Origin of the sequence: Streptomyces sp. NPDC048291, assembly GCF_043201715.1 — a bacterium.
GTDB lineage: Bacteria > Actinomycetota > Actinomycetes > Streptomycetales > Streptomycetaceae > Streptomyces.
Genome location: NZ_JBICZC010000003.1, coordinates 615,878 through 640,059 on the forward strand (window position 1 = coordinate 615,878; position 24,182 = coordinate 640,059).

Here is a 24,182-nt window from a genome sequence, read left to right on the forward strand (position 1 = left end):
GTCAGCCCGCCTCCGTGGCCTTCAGGCTCCACACCACGTACTCGACGAGGCGGCCGACGGTCAGCTCGATGATCTCGTCGAACTCCATACCGGCCAGGAACTCGGCGAAGTTGACCCGCTTGCCGTACCGCTCCTCCAGGAGCCCGGCGAGGGTGACCAGGTCGATGGACTCCAGCTCCAGGTCGCGGTTGAAGGTGGTGCTCATGCCGATCTCGGCGTCGTCGTCGCCGTACTCCTCCAGGAGGGTGCGGAGCATCCGCGCGAGGTCGGCGAGGACCACCTCCTCGTCGGCGCGGATCTCGGGCTCGGTGGGGTTCATCGCGGGTCCTCCTCGGGGTCTGCGGCTGCCGGTCCGGTGGTCCAGGCCACGACGTAGTCGCGGTCCGGCAGTGCGGGGGGATTGCGGACCGGCGCGCAGTGCACCGGGTAGGCGCGTTCCAGCCGGCCCGAGACCAGCAGCCGGCTGCCGTCCGGGGCCGCCTCCAGGACGGTGAAGTCCCTTGGCCGGCCGTCGAATCCGGTGCCCTCGGCCTTGGCGACGGCTTCCTTCGCCGCCCAGAACCTGGTGAACCACAGAGCCGTCGGGCCGTCGGCGGACAGGGTGTGCAGCAGCCGGAGTTCGTCCGCGCCGAGCGCGACCTCCATGGCCGCCGGGTCGCGTTCGGTGACCTCTTCGAGGTCGATGCCCGGACCGGGTCCGGGGGTGTGCGGCCGTACGATCGCCACCGCCGCCTCGGCCCGGTGGGCGAGCGAGACGTCGAGCGCGGGCAGCGTGCGGCCGTGCACGCCGACCACGTACGGGCGGCCCAACGCGTCGTTGCGGACGCGGAGTTCGGCCGGGAAGACCGGTCCCTCGCCGTGCTGCCAGAGCCACTGCCGTACCGCGTCCTTGGCGGCGATCCGGCCCAGCAGCCACTGCCGACGGCCGCGCGGCGGGTGCTCGGCGTACTCCGAACGCTCCGCTCCGCCGAGGGAGTTGCGCATGATCAGCTCGCGGGAGGCCAGGTCGGGCCAGCGCTCGTGGAGCAGGGTCCAGCCCTCGGGCCGGGCCTCGGAGAGGGTGTTGCGCTCCGGGAACCGCTCGACGGGGCGGGTGTGCGGGTCGTTGTCGAAGCGGCGGTCCTGCCAGCCGCCGATCCGGGCCCAGACCCGGTCGCCGACGGTCAGCTCGACGTCCGCCTCCAGGACGGTGTCGGTGAGCGAGGTGATCCGCACCAGGCAGCCGACCTCGGTGCCGGGAGCGGGGTGCGGGCCGTGGAAGCGCATCTCCCGCATCTGGACCGGGAAGACGACGGTCCGCTCGGTGCGGGTGGACATGATCCAGTAGCCGAGGATCTGGCCGACGTTGTCCAGCAGGGCGCCCGGGGCGGTGGGTGTGGTGATCACGCCGCGGACGTGCCGGTCGCCGATCGCGGTGAGCTCGGTGACGCCCTGGAACGCCGGGCCGTGGAACATCCAGCGCTCGGCGTACAGCTCGGCGGCGGTGTGGTCGGGGGTGCGCTCGGCGGCCGGGGGCCCGGCCGGGCCGGTGGGCGGCGGGGAGTGGTCGGGGGCCACTTCGACGACCGCGCGGGCGGTGGGGCCGAAGGTGACCGCGACGCGTCCGGGTCCCTCGGGGGTGACGGTGACCGGGACGTCGACGGGGGGCGTGGCGGTGAGCCAGCGGTCGAAGCGGGCGCCGTGCACGGCGACCGCCCGCAGCCCGGTGGCGTCCTCGGCCGCGTCCATCATGTGCTGCACGATCGTGGTGGCCGGCACCACCGGCCAACGGTCCTCGGTGTCGGGCCAGCCGGGGCGCTGCGGGAAGAAACAGTGGTCGAGGAGGTGGGGCATCGTCTCGGGGGACACCGGGAGGGTGGTGGTGCGGGAGGCGGGGCGCGGGGTGGCGGGCGCAGGCACGGGGGCGGCGGCAGGGGCGGGGACGCGCGGCACGGGAGGTGGTGCCGTGGTGTGAGGGGCCGCGGCGTGCGGGGCCGCGGTGCGAGGGGCCGTGGCGTGCGGGGCCGCGGCGTGCGGGGCCGTAGTGCGAGGGGCCGCGGTGACCGGCGAGGCGCTGATCGCGGTGAGGACCGCCGCTGCCGTGCCCGCCGTCTCCCGCAGCAGCGCGTCGAGTTCGGCGGCGGCCGGGATGCGGGTGGCGAGGTCGTCCAGCGGGGAGGATCCGGCGGGGATCTGCCTGCCGCCCAACGCCGTGCGCAGTTCGGCCAGTTCCGGACCGTCCAGGGAGACCAGCGCGCCGCCCAGGTCCAGCCTGACCGGCGGCCGTCGCCGGGCCGGCGCGGCCGTGCTGCCCGGCCCCGGGACCGCCGGCGCGACGGCGGCGCCCGCGGTCCACAACGCGGTCGCCACGCGCCGGAGCTGGGCCAGGCCGGAGCGGTGCGGGGAGTTGGCGGCGACGGCGAGGTGGTCGCGGTCGCCGAGGGTGTCGCCGATCAGGGAGGCCAGCTGGCCGGGGCCGGTCTGGACGAAGACCCGGTGCCCGTCGGCGTACAGGGCGTCGACCAGGTGCCGGAACCGGACGGGCTCCAGCAGGTGCCGGACGAACAGTTCGCGTACCCCGGCCTCGGCCGCCGGGAAGGGCGCCGCCGTGGTGCCGGACCAGACCGGGACGGTCGGCCGGTGCAGCCGGAAGCGCTCGGCGGCCTCCTTGATGGGGGTGAGGTACGGCTCCAGCATCGGGGTGTGGAACCCGGACCGGAACGGCAGCACCTGGCACAGTACGCCGTCGCCGCGGAAGGCCCGGACGAAGTCCGCGACGGCCAGGTCGGGGCCGCAGACCATCGACTGGTTCGGCGCGTTGTCGTGGGAGAGGACGATCCCGGCGTCCGCCCAGTCGTCGTCGAGTGCGGCGAGGACCCGGTCGGCGGGGGCGCCGACGGCGGCGAAGGCGAGGCCCGGCACGGTGACCGCGTCGGGGTCGAACTCGGCCATGAAGGCGTCCACCTGGTCGCCCGAGTAGAGCCCGGCGGCCACCATCGCCGTCCACTCGCCCACGCTGTGCCCGGCGACCGCGTCCGGCACCACGCCCATCCGGCGCAGCGCCGAGTCCAGCAGCCGCCCCACGCCGACGACACCGAACCCATGACGGCCTACGTCCCCGACCCGAACGGCGTCCGTGACGGGGCCGGTGACGGTGGGGAGGCCGAAATGCGCGGCGATGTCGTCGACGCGGGGAGTGAACTCGCCTTCCAGGCCGGGGAAGACGAAGGCCAGCTTGCCGGCGGGCAGCAGCGGGGCGGGCCTGAACCACACGTCGTTGCGGCCCTGCCAGGCGCGGCCCTTGCCGGCCGCGCGCCGGGCGAGGGCGAGCCGTCTGGCGGTGGGGTCGACGATGCCCAGGCGGACCGGGCCCGCGTCCTGGTGGGTCCCCTCGGGGGCGAGACCGGCGGCGAGGACGGCGGAGTCGTCGGCGGCGAGGATCGCGGTCAGCCGCTCGGGGGTGTCGGCGGCGAGCAGGAGGATGCGCTCGGGTTCGGTGACTGCGACGACGCCGGTTCCTTGGCCGGCCTGGGCGGCTTGGGCGGCTTGTCCGATACGGGGTGCGGGGGGTGCCGTGCCGGGGCCGTCGGCGGGGTCGGCGCGTCGGCCGGGGGCCTCCTCCAGCACCACGTGTGCGTTGATCCCGCCGAACCCGAAGGCGTTCACCGCTGCTCTGCGGACCGGCTGTCCGGGGTCGGTCTCCCAGGGCCGGGCCCGGTCGAGGGTGCGGAAGCGGGTGGCGGCGAGGGCCGGGTGCGGGTCGTCGCAGTGCAGGGTGGGCAGCAGGGTGGCGTGGTGGAGCGCGAGGGCGGCCTTGACCAGTCCGGCGACTCCGGCGGCCGGCATGGTGTGGCCGATCATCGACTTCACCGAGCCCAGCACGGCCCGCTCGTCCTCGGTGCCCGGCCCGAACACCTCGGCCAGCGTGGTCAGTTCGGCCGCGTCACCGGCCGGGGTCGCGGTGCCGTGCGCCTCCAGGAGGCCGACCGAGTGCGGTGCGGCGGGGTCGAGTCCCGCGGCCCGCCAGGCCTGGCGTACGGCGTGGGTCTGGCCACCGGGGTCGGGGTTGACGAGTCCGGCGGTACGGCCGTCGCTGGCCACGCCGGTGCCGCGGATCACGGCGTAGACGCGGTCGCCGTCCCGTTCTGCGTCGGCGAGGCGTTTGAGGACGACGACCCCGGTGCCCTCGCCGATGAGGATGCCGTCGGCGTCGCGGTGGAAGGGGCGGATGCGCTGGCTCGGGGAGAGTGCGCGCAGCTGGGAGAAGACGCTCCACAGGGTGATGTCGTGGCAGTGGTGCACTCCCCCGGCGAGCATCACGTCGCAGCGCCCGGCGGTGAGTTCGGTGACGGCCTGGTCGACGGCGACCAGGGAGGAGGCGCAGGCCGCGTCCACGGTGTAGGCGGGGCCGCGCAGGTCGAGGCGGTTGGCGATCCGGGAGGCGGCGAGGTTGGGCACCAGGCCGATCGCGGACTCGGGGCTGGCGGGGCCGAGCCGGTCGGTGAACGCCTCGCGCACCCGGGCCAGTTGGGCGGGTGTGAGGTCGGGCACCAACTCGCCGAGCGTGCGGACGAGTTGCCCGGCGGTCCGGACCCGCTGGTCGAGCCGGACCAGGCCGGGGGTGAGATAGCCGCCCCGGCCGAGGACCACGCCGATCCGGTGCCGGTCGGGCAGCCGGTCCGCGCCGCCCGCGTCGGCGATGGCCGCGGCGGCCACGTCGAGGGCGATCAGCTGGTCGGGTTCGGTGCCGTGGACGGAGTTCGGCATGATCCCGTACCGGGTGACCTCCACCTCGGCCAGCCCGTCCACGAACCCGCCGCGTCGGCAGTACACCTCGTCGGGGACGGCGGGCCCGGCCGCGGAGCCCGGCCGGTAGTAGTCCGCGTCCCAGCGCCCTTCGGGCACCTCGCCGATCGCGTCCACGCCGTCGCGCAGGTTGGTCCAGTAGGCGTCGAGGCCCGCGGCGCCGGGCAGCAGCACCGCCATGCCCACGATCGCGACCGGTGTCCGGCGGTCGTCGGTCATGTCACCAGCCCGAGGCGGTGTAGACGACGGCCCGTACGGACTCCGCGCCCCAGGCGAGCTCCCGCAGGAGGGCCGCGGTGCCCTCGTCGGGGTCGATCAGCCTGACGCCGCGCCGCGCGTACTCGCGGCCCAGCTCAGGGCTGACCATGCCGGTGTGACCGCCGACAGGCGCCCACGGCCCCCAGTGCACGGTCAGCGCGCGGTTCCCGGTGCGCTCGGCCCAGCCGGCGCCGAGGCTCTCCAGGGCGTCGTTGGCGGCGGCGTAGTCGGCCTGGCCACGGTTGCCGAGGACGGCCGAGACGCTGCCGAACAGGACGGCGAAACCGGGGCCGTTGGGCAGTTCCTCAAGGGCGGCGAGCAGGGTGGCCGCGCCGGTCGTCTTCGTGCCGTAGACGCGCTGGAAGGACTCCGGGGTCTTCTCGGCGATCAGCCGGTCCTCGATCACCCCGGCCGCGAAGACGACGCCGTCGAGGCGGCCGTGGTCGGCGTGGATCTCCTTGACGGCCTGGAGGGCGGCGTCGCGGTCGCGGAAGTCGACGGCGCGGTAGCGGGCCTCGCTGCCGAGCGCGGCGAGTTCGCCGAGGGTGGCGCTGATCTCCCGCTGGGCCAGGATCAGTTCGGCCTCGCGGTTGATCTCGGCGGGCTTCAGGCCGCCCCGGGCGGCGAGGGCGGCACGGAGTTCGGCGGGGGTGCGGGCGGCGGCGGTGTCCGGGGTCTCGGGACCGGTGGGCGCGGGGGTCCGGCCGAGCAGTTCGATCCGGCAGCGGCAGGCGGCGGCGAGAGTGGCCGCGAACTTCGCGGTGATGCCTCGGGCGCCGCCGACCAGCAGTACCACCGAGTCCCGGTCGAGGCCGAGCGCGGCGGCCTCGGCGGCCCCCGCCCCGGCCGGTCCGGCCCCGGTGCCGCCGAGCGTGCCGGGCGCCACCTCGACCAGCTCAAGACCCTGCCGGCCGGTGGCCGTGCGGAGCACGACGGGAGCCGGTTCCGGTGCGAGCAGTTCGGTGAGCAGTGCGTCGGCCACCGCCTCGGGCGCGGTGTCCCCGAGGGTCACGACCCGGGCGACGGTGTCCGGGTACTCCCGGGCCACGGTGCGGAACAGCCCGTGCAGTCCGGCCGAGCGCGCCGCGTCCGCGCCGTCGGCGGGACGGGCGGCCAGCAGCCAGCGCGGGCTCCTGGCGAGGGCCGCCCGCAGGACCGGGTAGGCGTCGGGCAGCACGGGGGTGTCGGTGCCGGGCAGCGCGCCGAGGTAAAGGACGCCGTCCACGGCTCCGTCCGCCTCCGCGAGCAGGTGGTCCGCGTCGACGGTCACGGCCTCGGCGCCGTACCCGGCGAGCCGGGCCGCCGTCCGCGCGCCGTCCCCGAGGACGAAGAACCGCTTGCCGGACAGTACGGCGGCCGGGTCTGCCCCCGCGGCCGGCTCCGCCAGGTCCACGGGCCGCATCTCGAACCGCTTGGGCGCCTCGCCCGCGGGGACCTCGTCGGCGGCGGTCGCCGACGCCGGTACGCCCTGGCCGGGCGCGGCGGCCACCGGCTTGGGCGCGGCGGCGGCCACCGGTTCGGGCGCGGTGGCCGTCCCGTCGGTCGTGGCCGGGTCCGGTCCGGCCGGAGCCGTCTCCTCCTCGCCGGTGCCGACCCGTGCCCGCAGCCAGCCGGTGACGGCCGCGGCGGTGCGCGCCTTGGCCAGCTCCTCCAGTTCGGCGTCGTCCAGGGTCTCCGCGCCGCCCGCGATGCCGAGTCGCTTGGCCAGCTCTCCGGCGATCTCGGCCCGCTTGATCGAGTCGATGCTCAGGTCGGCTTCCAGATCGAGGTCGGGCTCGATCATGTCCACGGGATAGCCGGTGCGCTCGCTGATGATCTCCAGGACGACCCGCTCGACGTCGGCGGTCGCCTCGGGCTCGGCCGTGGGGGCGGGTACGGGCACCGGCGCGAGGGCGCGTGGGGGCTCCGCCGACTGCGCCTGCGGTAGGACCACTTCGGCCGAGGGCAGCTGCTGGAGTACCGGAGCGGCCGGCACCTGCACCTGGGTCGCCCCGAAGTAGGTGAGCAGCACATCGCGCTGGGCGGCGACCATCTCCCGGCTGGTGCGCAGGAACTCGGCGATCAGCGCGTCCCGGTCGGCGGGGGCGCCGTGCGGCTGGTTCGTCGTCACAGTCGTCGTCTCCACGACTCGTCGGGCCGGTGCGAGGGCACCGGGCAGGAGGTCTCCGGCGGCGGTGCGCACGAGCTGTCCGTCGACCGTCCAGCCGGGCCGTTTCGGCGCCGGGGTGCGGACCGCGTCCACGGCGTCGCGGCCGCGCAGCAGCCAGGCGGTGCGTACGTGTGTGCCGGCCACGGCCAGCTGGGCGAGCGCGTCGAGCCAGCCGCGCAGTCCGCCGCCCGCCCGGGGCTCGCAGGCCACGGTGGTGTGCGGGCGGTCGCCGAGGATCTGGCTCACGAGCCGGGTGAGGACGGTTCCGGGTCCGGCCTCCACGAAGACGCGGGCCCCGGCCTCGTACATCGCCTCGATCTGGGCGGCGAAGGCGACGGGCGAGCCGATCTGGGCGGCGAGTTCGGCGCGTACGGCGTCGGCGTCGGGCCGGTAGGGGGTCGCGGTGCGGTTGGACCACACCGGGAACTCGGGTGGTCGTACGGCCGCGTCCGCGAGGACCTCCGCGAACCGGTCGCCCGCGCCGGCCACGACCGGGCTGTGGAAGGCGCAGGCCACCGGGATGCGCTTGGCCCCGAGGCCGGCCTCGCGCAACAGCCTTACTGCTGCGGTCACTTCGTCGGTCGGGCCGGAGATGACCGTCTGGCGGGGCGAGTTGTGGTTGGCCACCACCACGGAGTCCGGGACATCGGCTGTCCGCAGTGCGCGCTCGACGTCGTCCGCCGCGCCGGACACGGCAGCCATGGTGCCGGGTTCGTCGCCCGCGGCGGCCAGGATCGCCGCCGCGCGTTCGGCGCTCAGTTCCAGGAGGGTCTCGGGGGTGAGGGCGCCGGCCGCGCTGAGGGCGACGAGTTCGCCGTAGCTGTGTCCGGCGGCCATGTCGGGGCGGACGCCCGCCGCCGTCAGGAAGGCGTGGGCGGCGAGGCCGGTGATGCCGAGGGCGGGCTGGGCGGCCCGGGTGTCGGTGAGGGCGGCCCGGCGGCGCTCGCGGGTGTCCTCGTCGAAGGCGGCGGGCGGGTAGAGGGTGTCGGCGTGGGCGCGGCCGAGCTGGAGGTAGTGCTGGAGTTCGGGGAAGGCGATGAGGACGTCGGCGAGCATGCCGGGGCGCTGGCTGCCCTGGCCGGGGAAGAGGAACGCGACCTTGGCGTCGGCGTCCCGCGACCGGTCGGCCAGGTGGATGCCGGCGGCCGGGTCGTGCTCCCCCGCGAGGACGCGGCGCAGTTGCCCGGCCAGCCCGGTCACGTCGGCCGCGACGACCGCGGCCCGTACCGGCTCGTGCGAGGCGTCCGCGCGGCGGGCCGCGGCGAGCGCCAGGTCGCGCAGCCGCCAGGAACCGGTCTCGGCAGCCTTCAGGATCTCCTCGGCACCCCGCTGGGCGGCCTTCTCGTCCCGCCCCCGGAACACGAACAGCTCGGCGGGCCAGGCGTCCAGCCCCTGCTCCGGGGGTACGGCGCTATCGTACGCGCTCAGCACCACATGGAAGTTGGTGCCGCCGAACCCGAACGCGCTGACCCCGGCGACCCGTTCGGCGGGCGGCGCCGCCCAGGGCCGGGCCTCGGTGTGGAAGGCGAACGGGCTGTCCGTCTCCTTCCAGGCCGGGTTGGGGTGCTCGACGTGCAGGGTGGGCGGCTTGACCCCGGTGTGCAGGGCGAGGGTCGTCTTGATCAGCCCGGCGAGACCGGCGGCGCACTTGGTGTGCCCGATCTGGGACTTGACCGACCCGAGGCCGCAACCGCCGTTCGCCGCGCCCGCCTCCGCGAACACCTCGCTGAGGATGGTGAGTTCGGTGCGGTCGCCGACGACGGTCCCGGTGCCGTGCGCCTCCACCAGGCCGACCTCGGCCGGGGAGACGCCCGCGTTGCGGTACGCGCGCAGCAGCGCGGCCCGCTGGCCCTCGGGCCGGGGCGCGGTCAGGCCCAGGGAGCGGCCGTCGCTGGACGAACCCAGTCCCTTGACCACGCCGTAGATCCGGTCGCCGTCGCGCTCGGCGTCCGCCAGCCGCTTGAGGACGACGCAGGCGACGCCCTCGCCGAGCGCGATGCCGTCGGCGGAGCCGTCGAAGGCGCGGGAGCGGCCGGTCGGGGAGAGGGCGTGCACGGAGGAGAAGAGGACGTAGTCGTTGATGCCGTTGTGCAGGTCGGCGCCGCCGCAGAGCACGACGTCGCTGGTGCCGGCGGTGAGTTCCTTGCAGGCGACGTCGACGGCGGCCAGTGAGGACGCGCAGGCAGCGTCCACGGTGTAGTTGGCGCCGCCCAGGTCGAGGCGGTTGGCGATCCGCCCCGAGATGACGTTGGAGAGCATGCCCGGGAAGGAGTCCTCGGTGAGCCGGGGCAGCTGGTCCTCCAGGCCGTCGGGGACCTTGCCGTAGTAGGAGGGCAGTACGGCCCGCAGGGTGGCCGCGTTGGAGAGGTCGCTGCCGGCCTCGGCGCCGAAGACGACGGAGGTGCGCGACCGGTCGAACTCCCGCCCCCGTGCGCCGTATCCGGCGTCGTCGAGGGCGCGCCGGGCGGCCTCCAGGGCGAGCAGCTGGACGGGCTCGATGTGGCCGAGGGAGGCGGGCGGGATGCCGTAGCCCAGCGGGTCGAAGGGGATCGGCGGCAGGAAGCCGCCCCACTTCGAGGTGGTGGAGCCGTCGGCGTGGTGGACGGCCGGATCCCAGCGTTCCACCGGTACCTCGGTGACCGCGTCGCATCCGGCGACCACGTTGGCCCAGAAGGTGGCGAGGTCGGGTGCCTCGGGGAACATGCAGGCCATGCCGACGATCGCGATGTCGAGCGGGGCGGGGGCGGGCGGCTGGTCCTGCTGTGCCGCCGTCGGCGTCCGGCGCGCCAGGAAGTCGGCGGCCGCGTCGGTCACGGCGTGGTGGAGAGCGGCCACGGTGGTGGTCTCCGAGCGGAGCACGGCGACCGCTCCGGCCATGAACATCCCGTCGGAGAACTGGCGTTCTTCGTCCACGGGCGTCAACTCGCCGCCGGCCGGGCGGTCGACGCCCTTGCTGGCGATGCGCAGCCGGCCGACGTTGAGCCGCTCCAGCTCCTCCCACACCTGCCGGTCGGACACTCCGCTGTCCCGCAACTCTGCTTCGCGTCCGCGGTAGTTGAAGGTGAAGGGACTGGGCACACAGCGGGTGGCGTGGCCGGGTGCGGTCTCCAGCAGCGCGGTCGAGGCGGCGGCCATGACCTGGCGCTGGAACAGCGGCTGGATCGCGCCCCGGTCCACGGCCTCCTCGGTGAAGAGGTAGGCGGTGCCCATGAGCAGGCCGACGGCCGCGCCCCGGGCGGTGAGCGGTGCGGCGAGGGCGGCGACCATCGCCGCCGAGCGTTCGTCGTGGATGCCGCCCGCGAAGAAGACCTCCAGGCCCTCGGCGTCCGGGAAGTCCGCCAGGACGGCGAGTTGGGCCTCCCAGAGCGGGAAACTCGCGCGCGGTCCGACGTGGCCGCCGCACTCGGAGCCCTCGAACACGAACTTCCGGGCCCCGGCCTCCAGGAACTGCCGCAGCAGCCCGGGCGAGGGCACGTGCAGGAAGGTGCTGATCCCGGCCCGTTCCAGCGCCTCCGCCTGCGCGGGCCGGCCGCCGGCGACGATGGCGTGACTGGGCCGCAGTTCCCGGACCGCTTCGAGCTGGGCGTTCCTGAGTTCCTCGGGCGCGAAGCCCAGTACGCCGACGCCCCAGGGCCGTCCGTCGAGCGCGGCCTTGGCCTCGGTCAGCATCTCCCGGGTGCGGGTGCCGTCGGCGAGGGCCAGCGCCAGGAAGGGCAGGGCTCCGTCGTCGGCGACGGCCGCGGCGAAGGCGGCCCGGTCGCTCACCCGGGTCATCGGGCCCTGCGCGACGGGCAGCCGGGTGCCGAGGGCACGGCTCATGGCGGAGGTTCCGGGACGCAGCGCCTCGGCGGCGCCGGTGCCGTACCCATGGATGGCCGCCCTCAACGCCCTTACGGTGCGGGGCACATCGCTCCACAGCTCGGCGAACCGTGCGGCGAGGAAGCCGTCCTGGCCCACCGGGAGCAGCTGGGTGCGCAGGTCCTCGGCGCCGAGCAGCGCGGCGACCGCGACCGGGTCGCCCTCGGGCGGGCGTACGGCGTCCGGGCCGCGGCGGTGCAGGACCCGGTGTCCGGCCACGACGGCCGTCTCGGAGCCGTCCAGGGAGCGCAGCGCCGCCGCCGTCGCCTCGGGGAGCCGGGACTCGGCGAGCAGGGCCAGCTGGCTGTCGAGGACCACCCCGGCCGCGCCGCCGGCCACCGCTGCCGCCGCGGTGTGCGGTCCGATGCCGCCGGCGGCCCAGACCGGGACCGCCGACTCCGTTGCTTCCAGGAGCTGTTGGAGGAGGACGAAGGTGCTCAGCTCGCCGACCCGGCCGCCGCTCTCGGCACCCCGGGCGATCAGCCCGTGTGCTCCGTCCGCGACCGCCGCGCGTGCTTCGGTCAGATCGGTGACTTCTGCCAGCACGCGGGTGTGCGGGGCGAGTTCGGCGACGGTCCAGGGGGCGCCGGCGGCCCGGACCACGGTGTCGGGCGCCGGGCCGAGCTCGTCCGGGGTGAGGGCGCAGCCGGCGGCGACCCGCACGCCGTACGGTCCCGGCGCCGCTCGTCTCAGCCGGGCCAGCGCCTCCCGGGTTCTTCGGTCGCCGCGGCCCAGGTCGAGGACGCCGAGTCCGCCTGCGGCACAGACCGCGGTGGCGAGCCTGGCATCGGGTTCTCCGAAAGGCGTGATGCACATGATCAGATCGACGGCACGCACAGGGGACGTCATGACGCTCCGAATAATCGGGAGGACAGCACGGTGGGGGATGTGTGCGGCGGAAAGCTCGTGGTGAGGCCACCGGAAACTAGCGAGTTCATTACTCGCGGGTCAATAACGGAGGGGGCCCACCACGTCCGGTAGCATTGATTCGGCCAGCGGGAGGAATTCACCGCAAGAGCCGAAAATCCGAGCAATCCACTGCGGATCGGCGGCCGTTCGGCGGCCGGATCACTGGCGGCACACCGCCACAAGCCCGTCAAAGCACCCTGGCCATTCACCCGGCACTCACCACGGCGCAACGCGCCGTGTCGCCGCGCCGAGCTCTGTAAATTCGGGATGACTTCGGTCCGCTGGCTCGATCGTGGCACACCGGAAACCCGCGCTGAACGCCGCTGCGCGAACCCTCACCCAATCCTGACAAAAACCTGCCGTCAACCGCGCCGCTGCAAATGAAACACACGACGGGGAAAATTCTTGTAAACCCTTGAAGTAAACGGCCGGAGAGCCTCCGCTCGCCGGCCGTTCATTGACACGAATTCAGCGGTGGCCGCCGCCCACCCGGGCGCCGGTGCGCAGCTTCAGGTCGCCCGCCGAGGCGCCGACCCAGACGGTCCGCCGCCCGGTGCCGAGCGTCCAGCGGTGGCGCCGGGCGTCCCAGGACGACAGGGTGCGCGCGGCGACCCGCACGGTCACCCGCCGCCGCTCCCCGGCCCGCAGCGCCAGTCGCCGGTAGCCGCCCAGCACCCGTACCGCCTGGTCGAGTCGGAGGTCCGGGGAGGGCCCGACGTACACCTGCGGCACCGATGTCCCGGCCCGGCGCCCGGTGTTGCGCACGGTGAACGTGACCTCCAGTCCGCCGCGCGTCCACCGCGCCTCCGGGTCGGAGTAGGCGAAGGAGGTGTACGACAGCCCGTGCCCGAAGGGGAACAGGGGCCGCACGCCCTGCGCGTCGTACCAGCGGTACCCGGCGTGGATGCCCTCCGAGTACTCCTCGACACCGTCGACGCCGGGGTAGCGGCGCGGGTCGCCGGCGACCGGGTGGTGGTCGTCGTCGGCCGGGAAGGACTGGGTGAGACGTCCGCCCGGGTCGCTGTCGCCGAAGAGGACGGCGGCGGTGGCGGCCGCGCCCTCCTGGCCGGGGTAGTACATCTGGAGGACGGCCCCGGTCCCCGCCAGCCACGGCATCGACGTGCACGACGAGGTGTTGAGGACGACGGTGGTACGCGGGTTGGCCGCCGTCACCGCGCGGATCAGCTGCTCCTGGTGGCCGGGCAGGGCGACGGTGGCGCGGTCCAGGCCCTCGGTGGCGTCCTCGTAGGCGAACAGCACGACATGGCGGGCCGCCCGGGCCGCGCCGACCGCGTCGGCGACGTCCTGGGCGCGGGTCGCGCCGGTGATGCGGCGCAGCCGGAACAGCAGACCCGTGTCGCCGCCCTCCGCGCTGATCTTCAACGTGTGGGCGCCGCGCGCGAGTCGGAGTTCCTTGCGGCGGACGCCCAGGCCGTCGGGGGCCGCGGCGACCAGGCCGCCGGAGAAGTACTCGCCGTATCCGGCGGCGAGCGGGAAGAGTTCCTCGCCGTCGAGCAGGACCTTGGGGCGGGCGGTGGCCGCGGAGGAGAAGTGGAGCACGAGGGTCCACTCGTCGTCATCGGCGACGGTGAGCGTGCCGTCGTACGCCCAGGTCTTCCCGGCACCCACCTGCTGGCCCTCGCTGGTGAAGCCGGGACTGAGGGCGCCGGCGGGCAGCGCCTTGCCGAACAGGTCCTCGCCGAGGGCGTAGGTGACCGGGCCGCGGGTCCGGGCCCTGATGGCGTCGAGGGGGCTGTCGGCGTGGTCGGGGACGACATGGGCGCTGCCGCCGCCGCTGACGAAGGGCAGCGAGCCGGTCGGACCGATCACCGCGACGCCGCCGCCGTCCAGGGGGAGGGTGCCGCGCTCGTTGCACAGCAGGGTCGCGCCGGCCTTGGCGACCGCCAGGGCCACGGCGGCGCCCGCCGCGGCGTCCCGGGCGGGGCGCGGCGGGGCGCTGCCGTCGAGCAGGCCGAAGCGGTCCATCACCGCGAGGATCCGCCGTACCGCCCGGTCGACGTACCGCTCGGACACACTGCCGTTCTGCACCGCCGACTTGAGGGCCGCCCTGAAGTACGTGCCGTCGGGCATCTCCATGTCGAGGCCGGCCGTGATCGCGGCGACGGTGCTGTGGGCGGCGAACCAGTCGGTCATCACCCAGCCCGCGAAGCCCCACTGGTCGCGCAGGACGTCGGTGAGCAGCGTCTTGTTCTCGCAGGCGAAAGTGCCGTTGACCTTGTTGTAGGCGCCCATGACCGCGCCGGTGCCGGCGTCCACCGCCGCCTCGAAGCCGCGCAGTTCGAGTTCGTGCATGGTCTGTTCACCGGCGTGCACGTCGATCGAGTTGCGGTCCTGCTCCTGGTTGTTGAGGGCGAAGTGCTTGACGGTCGCGATCAGGCCCTCGCCCTGGATGCCCCGGATCTCGGCGGCGACCAGGTCGGAGGCGAGCAGCGGGTCCTCGCTGAACGTCTCGAAGTTGCGGCCCGCGTAAGGGGTGCGGATGAGGTTGACCATCGGGGAGAGCAGCACGTCCTGGCCGAGGGCGCGGCCCTCGCGGCCGATCACCTGCCCGTAGCGGCGGGCCAGTTCGGGGTCGAAGGCGGAGGCGAGCAGCACCGGGGCGGGCAGTGCGGTGGCGTGTGCGGTGATACGGACACCGGCCGGGCCGTCGGCGAGTCTGAGGGGCGGGATGTTCAGCCGCGGAACGCCGGGCACGTAGCCGGCCTGGCCGAGCGAGCCGGGGTCGTCGGCCCCGTGCAGCAGGGAGATCTTCTCGTCCAGCGTGAGTCTGGCGAGCAGCCCCTCGACGCGGGGGCCGGCTCCGGCATCGGGTCCGTCCGCCGCCGCGGCGGACGTGAGCGGGACGAGTCCGCCGGTGGCCGCGGCGGCGACCGCGACGGCACCGGCCGTGAGGCGCAGGGCGGATCGGCGGGAGACGGTTTCGGACATGAGCCGTCACTCCTTCGGTGTGCGGGCACGACGATGTGGACCGCGAAGACGCCGAAGGAAAGCCCGGAGCGCGTTCGGCCTGTGAACACATCAACCGCCACAGGACCTTGACGAGCCGTCACTCTCACCACCGGCGCGTCGGAAACGTAGATCGAGTGGTGACTCGTGTCAACGATCTGAACAAGAAAAGGCCCGACCGCCGACAAGAACCGAATACGGAGGAAAAGCCGACCACCGGGACCGGGACGGGCAGCTGTTCGCCGAGGGGAGCCGCGCGCAGGGCGGGTCGGCCGACCGCCAGGCGAGTCGGCCGACCGCCGGGGCGGGCCGGGTCCCGGCGGTCGTCAGGTCTGGTCGGTGCTCGTCCGCTTGCGGGCACGGTAGTTGCGTAGGTTGGCCGCGTTGCCGCAGACGTGGACGTCGTGCCAGACGCCGCTGCTGTTGCGGGAGCGGTCGTAGAACGCGGTCAGGCAGCGGGGGTTGCGGCAGGACTTCAGGCGGCGCAGCGTGTCGGTGCACTGCGCCTGGTAGACCTCCGCCAGGGCGAGTGACGCCACCTGTCGCCAGCCCGTACCCCGGGGCTCGGCGTGGACGACCCCGTGCTCGTCGAGCCGTAGCGCCGCGGGCAGGGTCAGCACGGAAGCCGCCGCACCCGGCTCCGGCACAGGGTCCCCGTGCCTGGCGTGGAGGCTCCGGACCAGGTCCGCACGGAAGTCGCGCAGCCCCTGCGCGTCCTCGGCCGCCAGCTCGATGCCGGGTGCGGGCCGGTGGGTCACGCCGCTCCAGCTCCGCAACGCCTGGTCGAGCCAGGCGCGGGCGGCCTCGGCGGATTCCAGCAGGTCGGGCTTGCGCGGCTTGCCGGCGGGCAGCGTGTTCAGCAGGTCCTGCACGAAGGCCAGCCCGCCCGGGGCGGGCTCCAGGCCGTATCGGGCGGTGGCGGTCCAGGACATCGGCGGATCTCTTTCGGTGAACGGCGGCTGCGGGGACATCTGCGCTCCGCGCACCCCAGGACAGCAAGTATTCAACATACCCAAAGTCGGTACACCTGTGCCCTTCACTGGCAGCACCACGCGCATCACCGCACGTGAGCGAGGTCGGCGTCACATCAGAACGACATATCCAACGGGCATACACTTCTGTTGGATGGGCGTTACATCCAATGGCAGGTCGGTTTTCGATGGAGGCCAGAAGATGATCATTGACGCTGCGGAACTGGACGCCGCCCACGCGTACAAACTGCTGATCGGGAGCATCATTCCGCGGCCGGTCGCCTGGGTCAGCACGGTGTCGGCCGAGGGCGTGGCCAACCTCGCGCCCGTCTCCTTCTTCACCGCGGTCGGCAGGAAGCCGCCCATGGTCTCGCTCACCTTGCAGCCCCAGGCGGACGGCGTCACGCTCAAGGACACCTTCGTCAACATCCGCGACACCGGAGAGTTCGTCACCAACCTGGTGACGCTGCCGCAGGCGGACGCCATGCACGGTTCGGCGTTCGGGTTCGAGGCGGACGTGGACGAGTTCGAGGCCCTCGGCCTGGACAAGGAGCCGTCCGACGTGGTCCGCGCTCCCCGGGTCGGGGAGGCACCGATCTCCTTCGAGTGCGTCGTCGACCGGATCATCCCCGTCGGCGACGACAAGGTCGACCACGTGGTGTGGGGCCGGGTCGTGCGCTTCCACGTCCGGGACGACCTCTACCTGGACCGGGGCCGGATCGACACCGCCGCCCTGCCCGCCGTGGGACGTCTCGCCGCCGAGTACACGCTGGTCGAGAACGTGTTCACCACACCCCTGGACAGGGAACTGCTGGCGGCCCGGCGCGGCCGGCGGATGCGGCGCCTGGACGGCCGGCCCACCGGCTGGTCCCCGATCGACACCGAGGAGTGGTCGCCCTCCGGAGCCACGACCGCCCTGGGTGAATGAGCCCGCATACCGAGGACCGCTGACCGCCCGGGGCCCCACCCCGGCCACCCCGCACGGCCCCGCCGCACGGCCCCGCCGCACGGCCCCGCCGCCGTCGATCCACCCCCAGTCATGGAGAAACCCGGAGTGCATCCCACGTCCCCCGAGTCCCCCCAGTCCTCCCAGTCCCACCAGTCCCCTCAATCCCACCCGCCCCGCGCATCTCATCCGCCCCAGCACAAGCGTCGCCGTCGCGTACGGGTGTGGCTGCAACCGTTCCTGATCGGCCTCGTCATCGTCTCGGCGTTCGTCAGCTGCTACATCGGGCTCATGCGTGATCCCCAGCCGCACCGGATCCCCGTGGCGGTCACGAATGCCAAGCTGGCGGGCCAGGTCCAGCAGGCGCTGGGCGACTCGCTCGACGTACGGCACGCCCGCTCGGCCGCCGACGCACGCGACGCGCTGCGCCACCGCGACGTCGTGGCCGTGCTCGAAAGCGGCCCCCACGGCAAGGACCTCGAACTCGACGTCGCGAGCGCGAACGGCCTGTCGACGACCACCGCGGTCACCAAGCTCGCCACCGCCTACGCACACGGCGCCGACCGGCACCTCGGCGTCTCCGACATCGTGCCGCTCGCCCGGTACGACGCCCGCGGCCTGGCCGGGTTCTACGTCTCCTTCGGGGTGACCCTCTCCGGCTTCGCCCTCGCCCAGAACGTCGTGGGACTCGGCGGCCTGCTGAAGCTGCGGCACCGCTTCGCCCTGCTGGCGGCGTTCGCCGCGGCGTCGGGCCTGGTCGCGGCCGCCATCGCCGGTCCCGTCCTGGGAGCCGTCCCCGCGCCGTATCTTCCCCTCGCCTTCATCCTGGCACTGCTGGCCGCCGCCGCGGCCTTCACCACGAAGATGCTGGCCACCTACGTCGGCCCCCTGGGGATCCCCCTGGCCACCCTGTTGCTGCTGACCGTCGGCAACTCCACCAGCGGCGCGACCATCGGCACCAACCTGATGCCGAGCGGCGCCCGGGCGCTGTCGGAGCTGCTGCCGCCCGGCGCCGCCGTCCGCGCCATCGCCGACCTCAGTTACTTCCGGGGCTCCCACGTCCTCGCCCCGCTGGCCACACTCGTCCTGTGGGCCGCGGGTTCCGCGGTCCTGCTGGCCTTCCGCACCAACGCGCGGAAGCCGGCGCCGTCCTCGGCGCCCTCGCCGGTCCCACCGATCCCGTCCGGGGGCGCGTCTTCGTAGCGAACCGCCTGAACGCGCCCCGCGGCCGGTACGCCTCAGGCGCCCTCGGGACGGCCGGCGGGCCTGCGCAGCAGCCACTGCGCGAAGGTCCGTCGCGGGGGCCGCACCACCACGCGACCGTGGGCCTTCTGGCCGACCAGTTCCACGCGCAGGACGAGCGGCGTCGCCGGACTCGTGGCCGGCTGACGGTACTTGACCTTGGTGTGCACCAGTTGCAGGCCGTCGGTGTCGACCACGATGCCCGGCCTCGTGACCAGCGTCAGCGCCTTCCCCGTCATCGCCACGTCGATCCGCAAGGTGTCGTGCGTGATCACGGCATCCGTGAAGTCGAGCGTCACCGCGCAGTACGTCACGGCGAGTTCCATCCGGCGCGGCACCACCCAGCGCCCCGCCCGCTCGACCGCGCCGCTGTGGACCTGTTCGATCCGGACCACGTCCTTGACTTCCGCCCCGAGCGCCCCGGCCGAAGCCGAGACGGGCGGCAAGTCGACGGTGAGCGTGGCCAGTTCGCTCAGCGTCCGTGCCGACAGGGCGGTTTCCAGGCGCTCGTCCAACTCGTCCGCGGTCAACAGGCCGTCCCCTGCCGCGATACGCAGCACATCCACCACCCGGTCCCGGTCGGCGTGCGAGGCCCGCAGCTCGGGGGGCGAGCCGGGGCCGGTCTGCTTCCCGGTGGGCGAGATCTCTCCCGGCATGGTTCCGTCCTGCTCCTGTCGAAACGGGTCCGCACGGCGCGGGCAGCGGCGCGAACAGCAGACTAACGCCATATCGCGACACCGGTCCCGGCTCGGTCAAGCCGCGTGCGGCGGCAGCGGGCAGCCGGAGCGGCCGATACATCCGACGCGACCCGCACCGCCCCGGAAGGAGTCAGAGAACCCGCCCGGCCTCGCCCGACCCGACCCGACCCAACCTGACCCGACCTGCCGCGACCGGCCCCCGCAGGTCCCGGCAGGTCCCGGCGGCCCCGACCTCAGCCGAGCAGTCCGCCCACTCCACCCGCTCCACCCGCTCCACCCGCTCCGCGCGCCCCGCTCGCCCCGCTCGCCCCGCTCGCCCCGCTCGCCCCGCCGACGATGTGCGGAACGGAGTCCAGGACGTCCGTCACGGTCGCCGGTACCGAGTCCAGGACATCGCCGACCACCGCGCCGACCGGTCCCGCGACCGGGCTCTCGGCCTCCTCGGGCACGGTCGGTGTGACGGCGACCGGAGGCTGCCGGTCCCCGGCCTGTGCGACCCGTGTGCCGTACGACTCCCCCGGCGCACCGGACTGCTCGTGCGGAACGGACGGGGGCGCGGGAATCCCCGTCGGCCAGGCCTTCCGGGGCGCGGACGGTGCGGGAGGCGTCGCGCCCGGCGTCCCGGGCCGCGCCGACGCACCGCCGTTCCCGGGCTCCAGTGCCCACTGCTGCCGGACCGCTCCGTTCCGCACGGCCACGACCACCCGTGTGCCGTCCGCGGCCAGCGCGAGGTTCTTGTCCCAGCGGAGCAGGAGCTCGCCGCGCACCGTCAGGTCGTACGACACCTCCCCCGCGTGCACCAGGCAGCCGGAGACCACGACCCGGCGCGCACCGGGGTCGGCGACGAGGCAGAGGGTGGGGTCGAGCGCGCTGCGCAGCATGCCGTCGTCCTGGTACGACCACTGCTGGGACCCGGCGTCCGAACACGGGCCGAGCCGCAGTTCCGCCCCGCTCTGCACCCGGCCGCCGCGCACGTCGACGCAGCGCCCGGCGTCGAGGCTGCGCAGCCTGCCGTGGGCGATCTCGACGGGCTCGCCCACCGAGGCCGGGGACGGGGAGCCCGAAGAGGGCGGGCCGGCGGCGGGGCCGGACCGGGTGGTGGTGCCGCCGACGGGGGCTCCCCAGGTGGTGGTGCCGGGGCGCGGAACACCGTTGTCGTCGGACCAGCCCTTGGCCACGAGCACGGTGGCGAGGAGTGCCAGGGAGACCAGGCCCGCGCCGGCCAGCACCGCTTTGCGCCGCCCGCTCCCGATCACGATGCGGTGCCGTCCGCCGGGCACCGCCGCCGTGCCCGCGGTGTCGGCTCCGGCCGGCCAGGCCTCCACGACCCCGCCGGGTCCGGGCCGCGAGTCGAGATAGCGGCGGGCGCCCCAGCCCAGCACGGTCTCGGCGAGCAGCACCTCGAGGCCGCCGTCGAAATGGCTGAGTTGTTCGGCGGCGTGCCGGCAGTACCGGCACTCGGTGAGATGCCGTTGCACATCCGGGAGCAGAGCGCCGCCCCGGCGAATGGGGACGTCGAGGAGCCGGTTGTAGAAGCGGCATTCCTTCGAGGGCGCGAGTTCCCGGTGGGTGCGTACCAATCCGGTCCTGAATTGTTCGCGGGCCTGGTCGAGGGCGGCCGTCGCCGTGGCGGTGTCGACACCCAGCAGACCAGCGGGTATGTTTATGGGTTCGGCTTCGACCTCGGTGTGCCAGAGGAGGCATTGCGAGGCTCCCGGAAGAGCCTGGAAAGCGCGCTCGGCGAGTTGCCGCCTTTCGGGGGTGCCGGGTCTCGCGGCGCTGAGTCCACGACCTCCGGTGGTCTTGCGCAGTTCCGGTGCGACCACCGAAATGGCTTCGTCGGCGGCCCACGCGCGGACGGTCTCCCGAACCGCCACGAGGAGCTGCGGCCGCAGGGCGCCGCCGACCGCGCCGCCGGCCAGCCGGCCGAGGACCCGCTCGAAGGCGGCGCTGGCGACGAGTTGGGCGGTGGGGGTCGCGGCGGCGAGGCAGACCACGGCGTAGTCGCAGGTGGCGCGCCAGTGCCGGGCCAGCAGCAGGGCGACGGCGTGATGCCTGGCCGTGGGACTTCCGGTGAGCTGGGCGATGAGATTGCGGTCGGACTCCCCCGGGGTCGAACCGGGGCGAGGCGGGTAAGGCGGGCGTGGGGGGTAGGGGGAGGGCACTGAACCATTTCCTTCCGAGCCGCAGGACGGCATGCGAAATGGCGCCCTGAGGAATGCAGTGCTGATTGGTGCGTACCTTTTGGGGTCCATAACGGTCGGCATGGTGGCCGTACCGTTCTGTGGACCCTCCCGCGGGGTGGCTCACCTTTGCACACCGGCCTCACAGGAAACAAGAAGTTGAGGTGACCGAAGTTCAAAGAAGCGGGAATTCAGATAAGTTACCGCCGGTATCCGCATCCGGCCGGGATTCAGCGGTCGCACAGGTTCAACTTGTGTGCGGCACGGACCCGATGGCACACGAAATCTTCAACTACCGGACGGCCGGGGTCACCCGCGACGGAACGCCGGGTTCCACAGCCGCCTCCCACGTTTCTCCCGGCCCCCTCTCATCCCCGTGGGCCAGCATGTGCCGCATGATCGCCCCCCACTCCTCCCCCGCCCCCTCGTCACCCCGGCCGGTCCGCAAGGCCGTCGTCCCGGCCGCCGGGCTCGGCACCCGGTTCCTGCCCGCCACCAAGGCGACGCCGAAGGAGATGCTGCCGGTCGTCGACAAGCCGGCCATCCAGTACGTCGTCGAGGAGGCCGCCAAGGCCGGGCTCGACGACATCCTCATGGTCACCGGCCGGCACAAGCGGGCCATCGAGGACCACTTCGACAACGCCTTCGAGCTGGAGCAGGCGCTGGCCGCCAAGGGCGACACCGTGCGCCTGGACGCCGTGCGCGATCCCGCGCGGCTCGCCGACATCCACCACATCCGCCAGGGCGACCCGCTCGGCCTCGGACACGCGGTGCTGTGCGCGAAGCACCACGTGGGCGACCAGCCCTTCGCGGTACTCCTCGGCGACGACCTGATCGACGCCCGCGAGACCCTGCTCAGCCGGATGCTGGACGTCCGCGACCGCCGCCGGGGCAGTGTCGTCGCGCTGATGGAGGTCGACCCGTCCCAGGTGCACCTGTACGGCTGTGCCGCCGTCGAGCCGACCGGCGAGGACGGTGTGGTCCGGGTGACCGGACTGGTGGAGAAGCCGTCCCGGGAGAACGCGCCCAGCAACTACGCGGTCATCGGCCGCTACGTCCTCGACCCCGAGGTGTTCGACGTCCTGGAACGGACCGCGCCCGGCCGCGGCGGCGAGATCCAGCTCACGGACGCGCTACAGGACCTGGCCGCGGCCGGCACGGTCCACGGGGTGGTCTTCGACGGGCTGCGCTACGACACCGGGGACAAGGCCGACTACCTGCGCACGGTGGTCCGGCTCGCCTGCGAACGTCCGGACCTGGGGCCGGAGTTCACGGCCTGGCTCAAGGAGTTCGTGGCGGGTCTGGAGGGAGCGGGGGCCGGGCGCGAGGAGAGCCGCGCCGCCTGAGCGGCCCCCACCCCGGACGGGGTGAGGGTCCGGAGACCCTCACCCCGTCCGGCATGTGCCGACGAAATCCCGCTCGGCTGAATTCCCGCTCGGCTGAAATCCCGCTCAGCCGAAATCCCGCTCAGCCGAAGTCCCGCTCAGCTGTTGGGCCGCAGCGTCCACACGACGGTCATCTCACCGGTGACCGCGCCGTCCTCGCGCGAGATGGCGATGGCGACCGGGAACTCGGGGCGCTTGCCCTCGTCGAGTTCGGCGACGACGTCGGCGATCGGGCGGCCCAGGGTCGCGGTGGCCTTGACCGGGCCGAGCGCGACCTTCTTGTAGGCGATCTCGGCGCTGACGGCGAGCGGCACGGCGCGGGAGAGCTGGTCACCGAAGGCGGCGAGCACGATCGCGCCGCTCGCGGACTCGGCGAGGGTGAACATCGCGCCCGCGTGCGGGCCGCCGATGTGGTTGTGGAAGTCGCCCTGGTCCGGCAGGGACAGCACGGCCCGCTCCGGAGTGATCTCCAGGTACTCCAGGTTGAGGGTCCGCACCATCGGGACCGTGGCGGCGAGCATCTCGCCGATCGACATCTGGTCAGTGCTCATGACGAATATGTTACTAACGAGTAGCAGATTCTGGCCAGAGCGGTGCGGTGACCCTCGTCACCGGGCAGGACGACGGCCCCTGCCCCGGGCCGGACCGGCCGGCACTAGGGTTACGAGCCATGTGGCCAGAACAGCAGCCGCCAGGGGGCGAGCAGTACCCGCAGAACAACCCGTATCAGCAACCGGGTTACCAGCAGCCGAATCCGTATCAGCAGCCCGGCTACCAGCAGTATCCGCAGCAGGGCGGGTACGGGCAGCAGCCGCAGTGGGGCCCGCCCGGGCCCGCCGGGGCTCCGCAGCCGCCGCGGGGCGGGGGCGGGGGCGGCGACCGCACGAAGCTGGTCGCGATCATCGCGGCGACGGCCGTCGTGGTGGCGGCCGGGGTGACCGGCTTCCTGGTTCTCGGCGGCAAGAAGGACGACAACGCGGACACCGGCAAGAGCCGGCAGGTGAGCCACTCGCCCACCGGCACCGCCTCCGCCTCGGCCACTGCCTCCGCGTCGGCGGACGACGACCCGCGCGGCGGCGAGGACACCGAGAAGCCGACGATCGCGGGCTGGAAGACCGTCGTGAACCCCAAGTGGGGCACGGCCTTCGACGTACCGGCCGACTGGGAGGTCCTCACCCCGGGGACGTCGATCGGCTTCGAGGACAAGGAGGGCAAGCCGATCATCACGATGTCGGCGCCCGCCCAGTTCAAGTCGAAGTGGTGCACGAGCGACGACGACAAGGACGGCAGGACCGAGGACACGGCCCTGGCCGGGGTGGGCACCAAGGGCGAGAGCGGCGCGAAGACACCCGGCGACGCGGCCGTCAAGGAGGTCCCCTGGTGGGTCTACGGCGGATACACGTATCCGGACAAGAAGACCATCAGCTACGACGACAAGGCCACCGCCTACACCACCGCCTCCGGCCTCAAGGGCGCCTACGCCTGGGCGCGTTCGACGAACTCCCCCGCCAAGGGCAAGTGCGCGACCGACGGCAAGTCGATCACCTTCGGCTTCGAGAACTCGGCCGGCGACCTGGTGTCGTGGGACTTCTACGGCGCCAAGGGCGTGAACGGCGAGGTCCCGACCGCGACGATCATGAAGATCCTCAGCACGGTCCGGCTGCACGGCACCCCGACCGGAGGCTGACCGCGGCCGGGGACGGGATGCCCGGAGATCTGATGCCCAGGGATCTGATGCCCGGGAACCGGATGCCCGGGAACCGGATGCCCGGGAACCGGATGCCCGGGAATCGGGTTGGCAGCGCGGGCTCCCGGCGGGGATAGTCGGTCG

Annotated in this window: 12 protein-coding genes; 4 read left to right on the forward strand and 8 right to left on the reverse strand. The window is 73.7% G+C overall.

Annotation, left to right across the window (positions count from 1 at the left end; genetic code table 11):
• Position 1: 1 nt before the first annotated feature.
• The 5 genes from ACGF5O_RS10280 to ACGF5O_RS10300 form a co-directional block, all read right to left on the reverse strand.
• On the reverse strand, positions 2–319 hold the full coding sequence (locus tag ACGF5O_RS10280) for an acyl carrier protein (RefSeq protein ID WP_393809463.1): 318 nt from the start codon (positions 317–319) through the stop codon (positions 2–4).
• Positions 316–5,004 carry a beta-ketoacyl synthase N-terminal-like domain-containing protein gene (locus ACGF5O_RS10285; protein ID WP_393809464.1) on the reverse strand — a complete coding sequence of 1,563 codons (4,689 nt, stop codon included), beginning with the start codon at positions 5,002–5,004 and terminating at the stop codon, positions 316–318. The genes ACGF5O_RS10280 and ACGF5O_RS10285 overlap by 4 nt, the downstream gene beginning before the upstream one ends.
• Position 5,005: 1 nt before the next feature.
• Positions 5,006–11,899: an SDR family NAD(P)-dependent oxidoreductase gene (locus ACGF5O_RS10290; protein ID WP_393809465.1), complete on the reverse strand. Its 6,894-nt coding sequence runs from the start codon at positions 11,897–11,899 to the stop codon at positions 5,006–5,008.
• 528 nt (positions 11,900–12,427) lie between these two features.
• Positions 12,428–14,908, reverse strand: a complete 2,481-nt coding sequence (locus tag ACGF5O_RS10295) for a beta-glucosidase (protein ID WP_393809466.1) — start codon at positions 14,906–14,908, stop codon at positions 12,428–12,430.
• Positions 14,909–15,252: 344 nt separating this feature from the next.
• Complete coding sequence (locus ACGF5O_RS10300; RefSeq protein ID WP_393809467.1) at positions 15,253–15,858, reverse strand: CGNR zinc finger domain-containing protein; 606 nt, start codon at positions 15,856–15,858, stop codon at positions 15,253–15,255.
• A 241-nt stretch (positions 15,859–16,099) separates the two neighbouring features.
• On the opposite strand from ACGF5O_RS10300, the gene ACGF5O_RS10305 reads away from it, so the two are divergent.
• Both ACGF5O_RS10305 and ACGF5O_RS10310 read left to right on the forward strand, forming a co-directional pair.
• Positions 16,100–16,825 carry a flavin reductase family protein gene (locus ACGF5O_RS10305; protein ID WP_393809468.1) on the forward strand — a complete coding sequence of 242 codons (726 nt, stop codon included), beginning with the start codon at positions 16,100–16,102 and terminating at the stop codon, positions 16,823–16,825.
• Positions 16,826–17,134: 309 nt separating this feature from the next.
• A complete protein-coding gene (locus ACGF5O_RS10310) occupies positions 17,135–18,046 on the forward strand; it encodes a hypothetical protein (protein ID WP_393809469.1) in 912 nt (303 codons plus the stop codon).
• Between the two features lie 35 nt (positions 18,047–18,081).
• On the opposite strand, the gene ACGF5O_RS10315 is transcribed toward ACGF5O_RS10310, so the two are convergent.
• Together ACGF5O_RS10315 and ACGF5O_RS10320 are read right to left on the reverse strand one after the other, a co-directional pair.
• Complete coding sequence (locus ACGF5O_RS10315; RefSeq protein ID WP_393809470.1) at positions 18,082–18,741, reverse strand: DUF1707 domain-containing protein; 660 nt, start codon at positions 18,739–18,741, stop codon at positions 18,082–18,084.
• Between the two features lie 275 nt (positions 18,742–19,016).
• Positions 19,017–20,948, reverse strand: a complete 1,932-nt coding sequence (locus ACGF5O_RS10320; protein WP_393809471.1) for a ricin-type beta-trefoil lectin domain protein — start codon at positions 20,946–20,948, stop codon at positions 19,017–19,019.
• Between the two features lie 413 nt (positions 20,949–21,361).
• Here ACGF5O_RS10320 and galU point away from each other — a divergent pair, with 413 nt between their 5' ends.
• On the forward strand, positions 21,362–22,312 hold the full coding sequence (galU, locus tag ACGF5O_RS10325) for a UTP--glucose-1-phosphate uridylyltransferase GalU (RefSeq protein WP_393809472.1): 951 nt from the start codon (positions 21,362–21,364) through the stop codon (positions 22,310–22,312).
• Positions 22,313–22,449: 137 nt separating this feature from the next.
• On the opposite strand, the gene ACGF5O_RS10330 is transcribed toward galU, so the two are convergent.
• Positions 22,450–22,887, reverse strand: coding sequence for a DUF4442 domain-containing protein (locus ACGF5O_RS10330; protein WP_393809575.1), 438 nt, complete (start codon positions 22,885–22,887; stop codon positions 22,450–22,452).
• 134 nt (positions 22,888–23,021) lie between these two features.
• On the opposite strand from ACGF5O_RS10330, the gene ACGF5O_RS10335 reads away from it, so the two are divergent.
• Positions 23,022–24,038, forward strand: a complete 1,017-nt coding sequence (locus ACGF5O_RS10335) for a hypothetical protein (protein WP_393809473.1) — start codon at positions 23,022–23,024, stop codon at positions 24,036–24,038.
• Positions 24,039–24,182 lie beyond the last annotated feature (144 nt).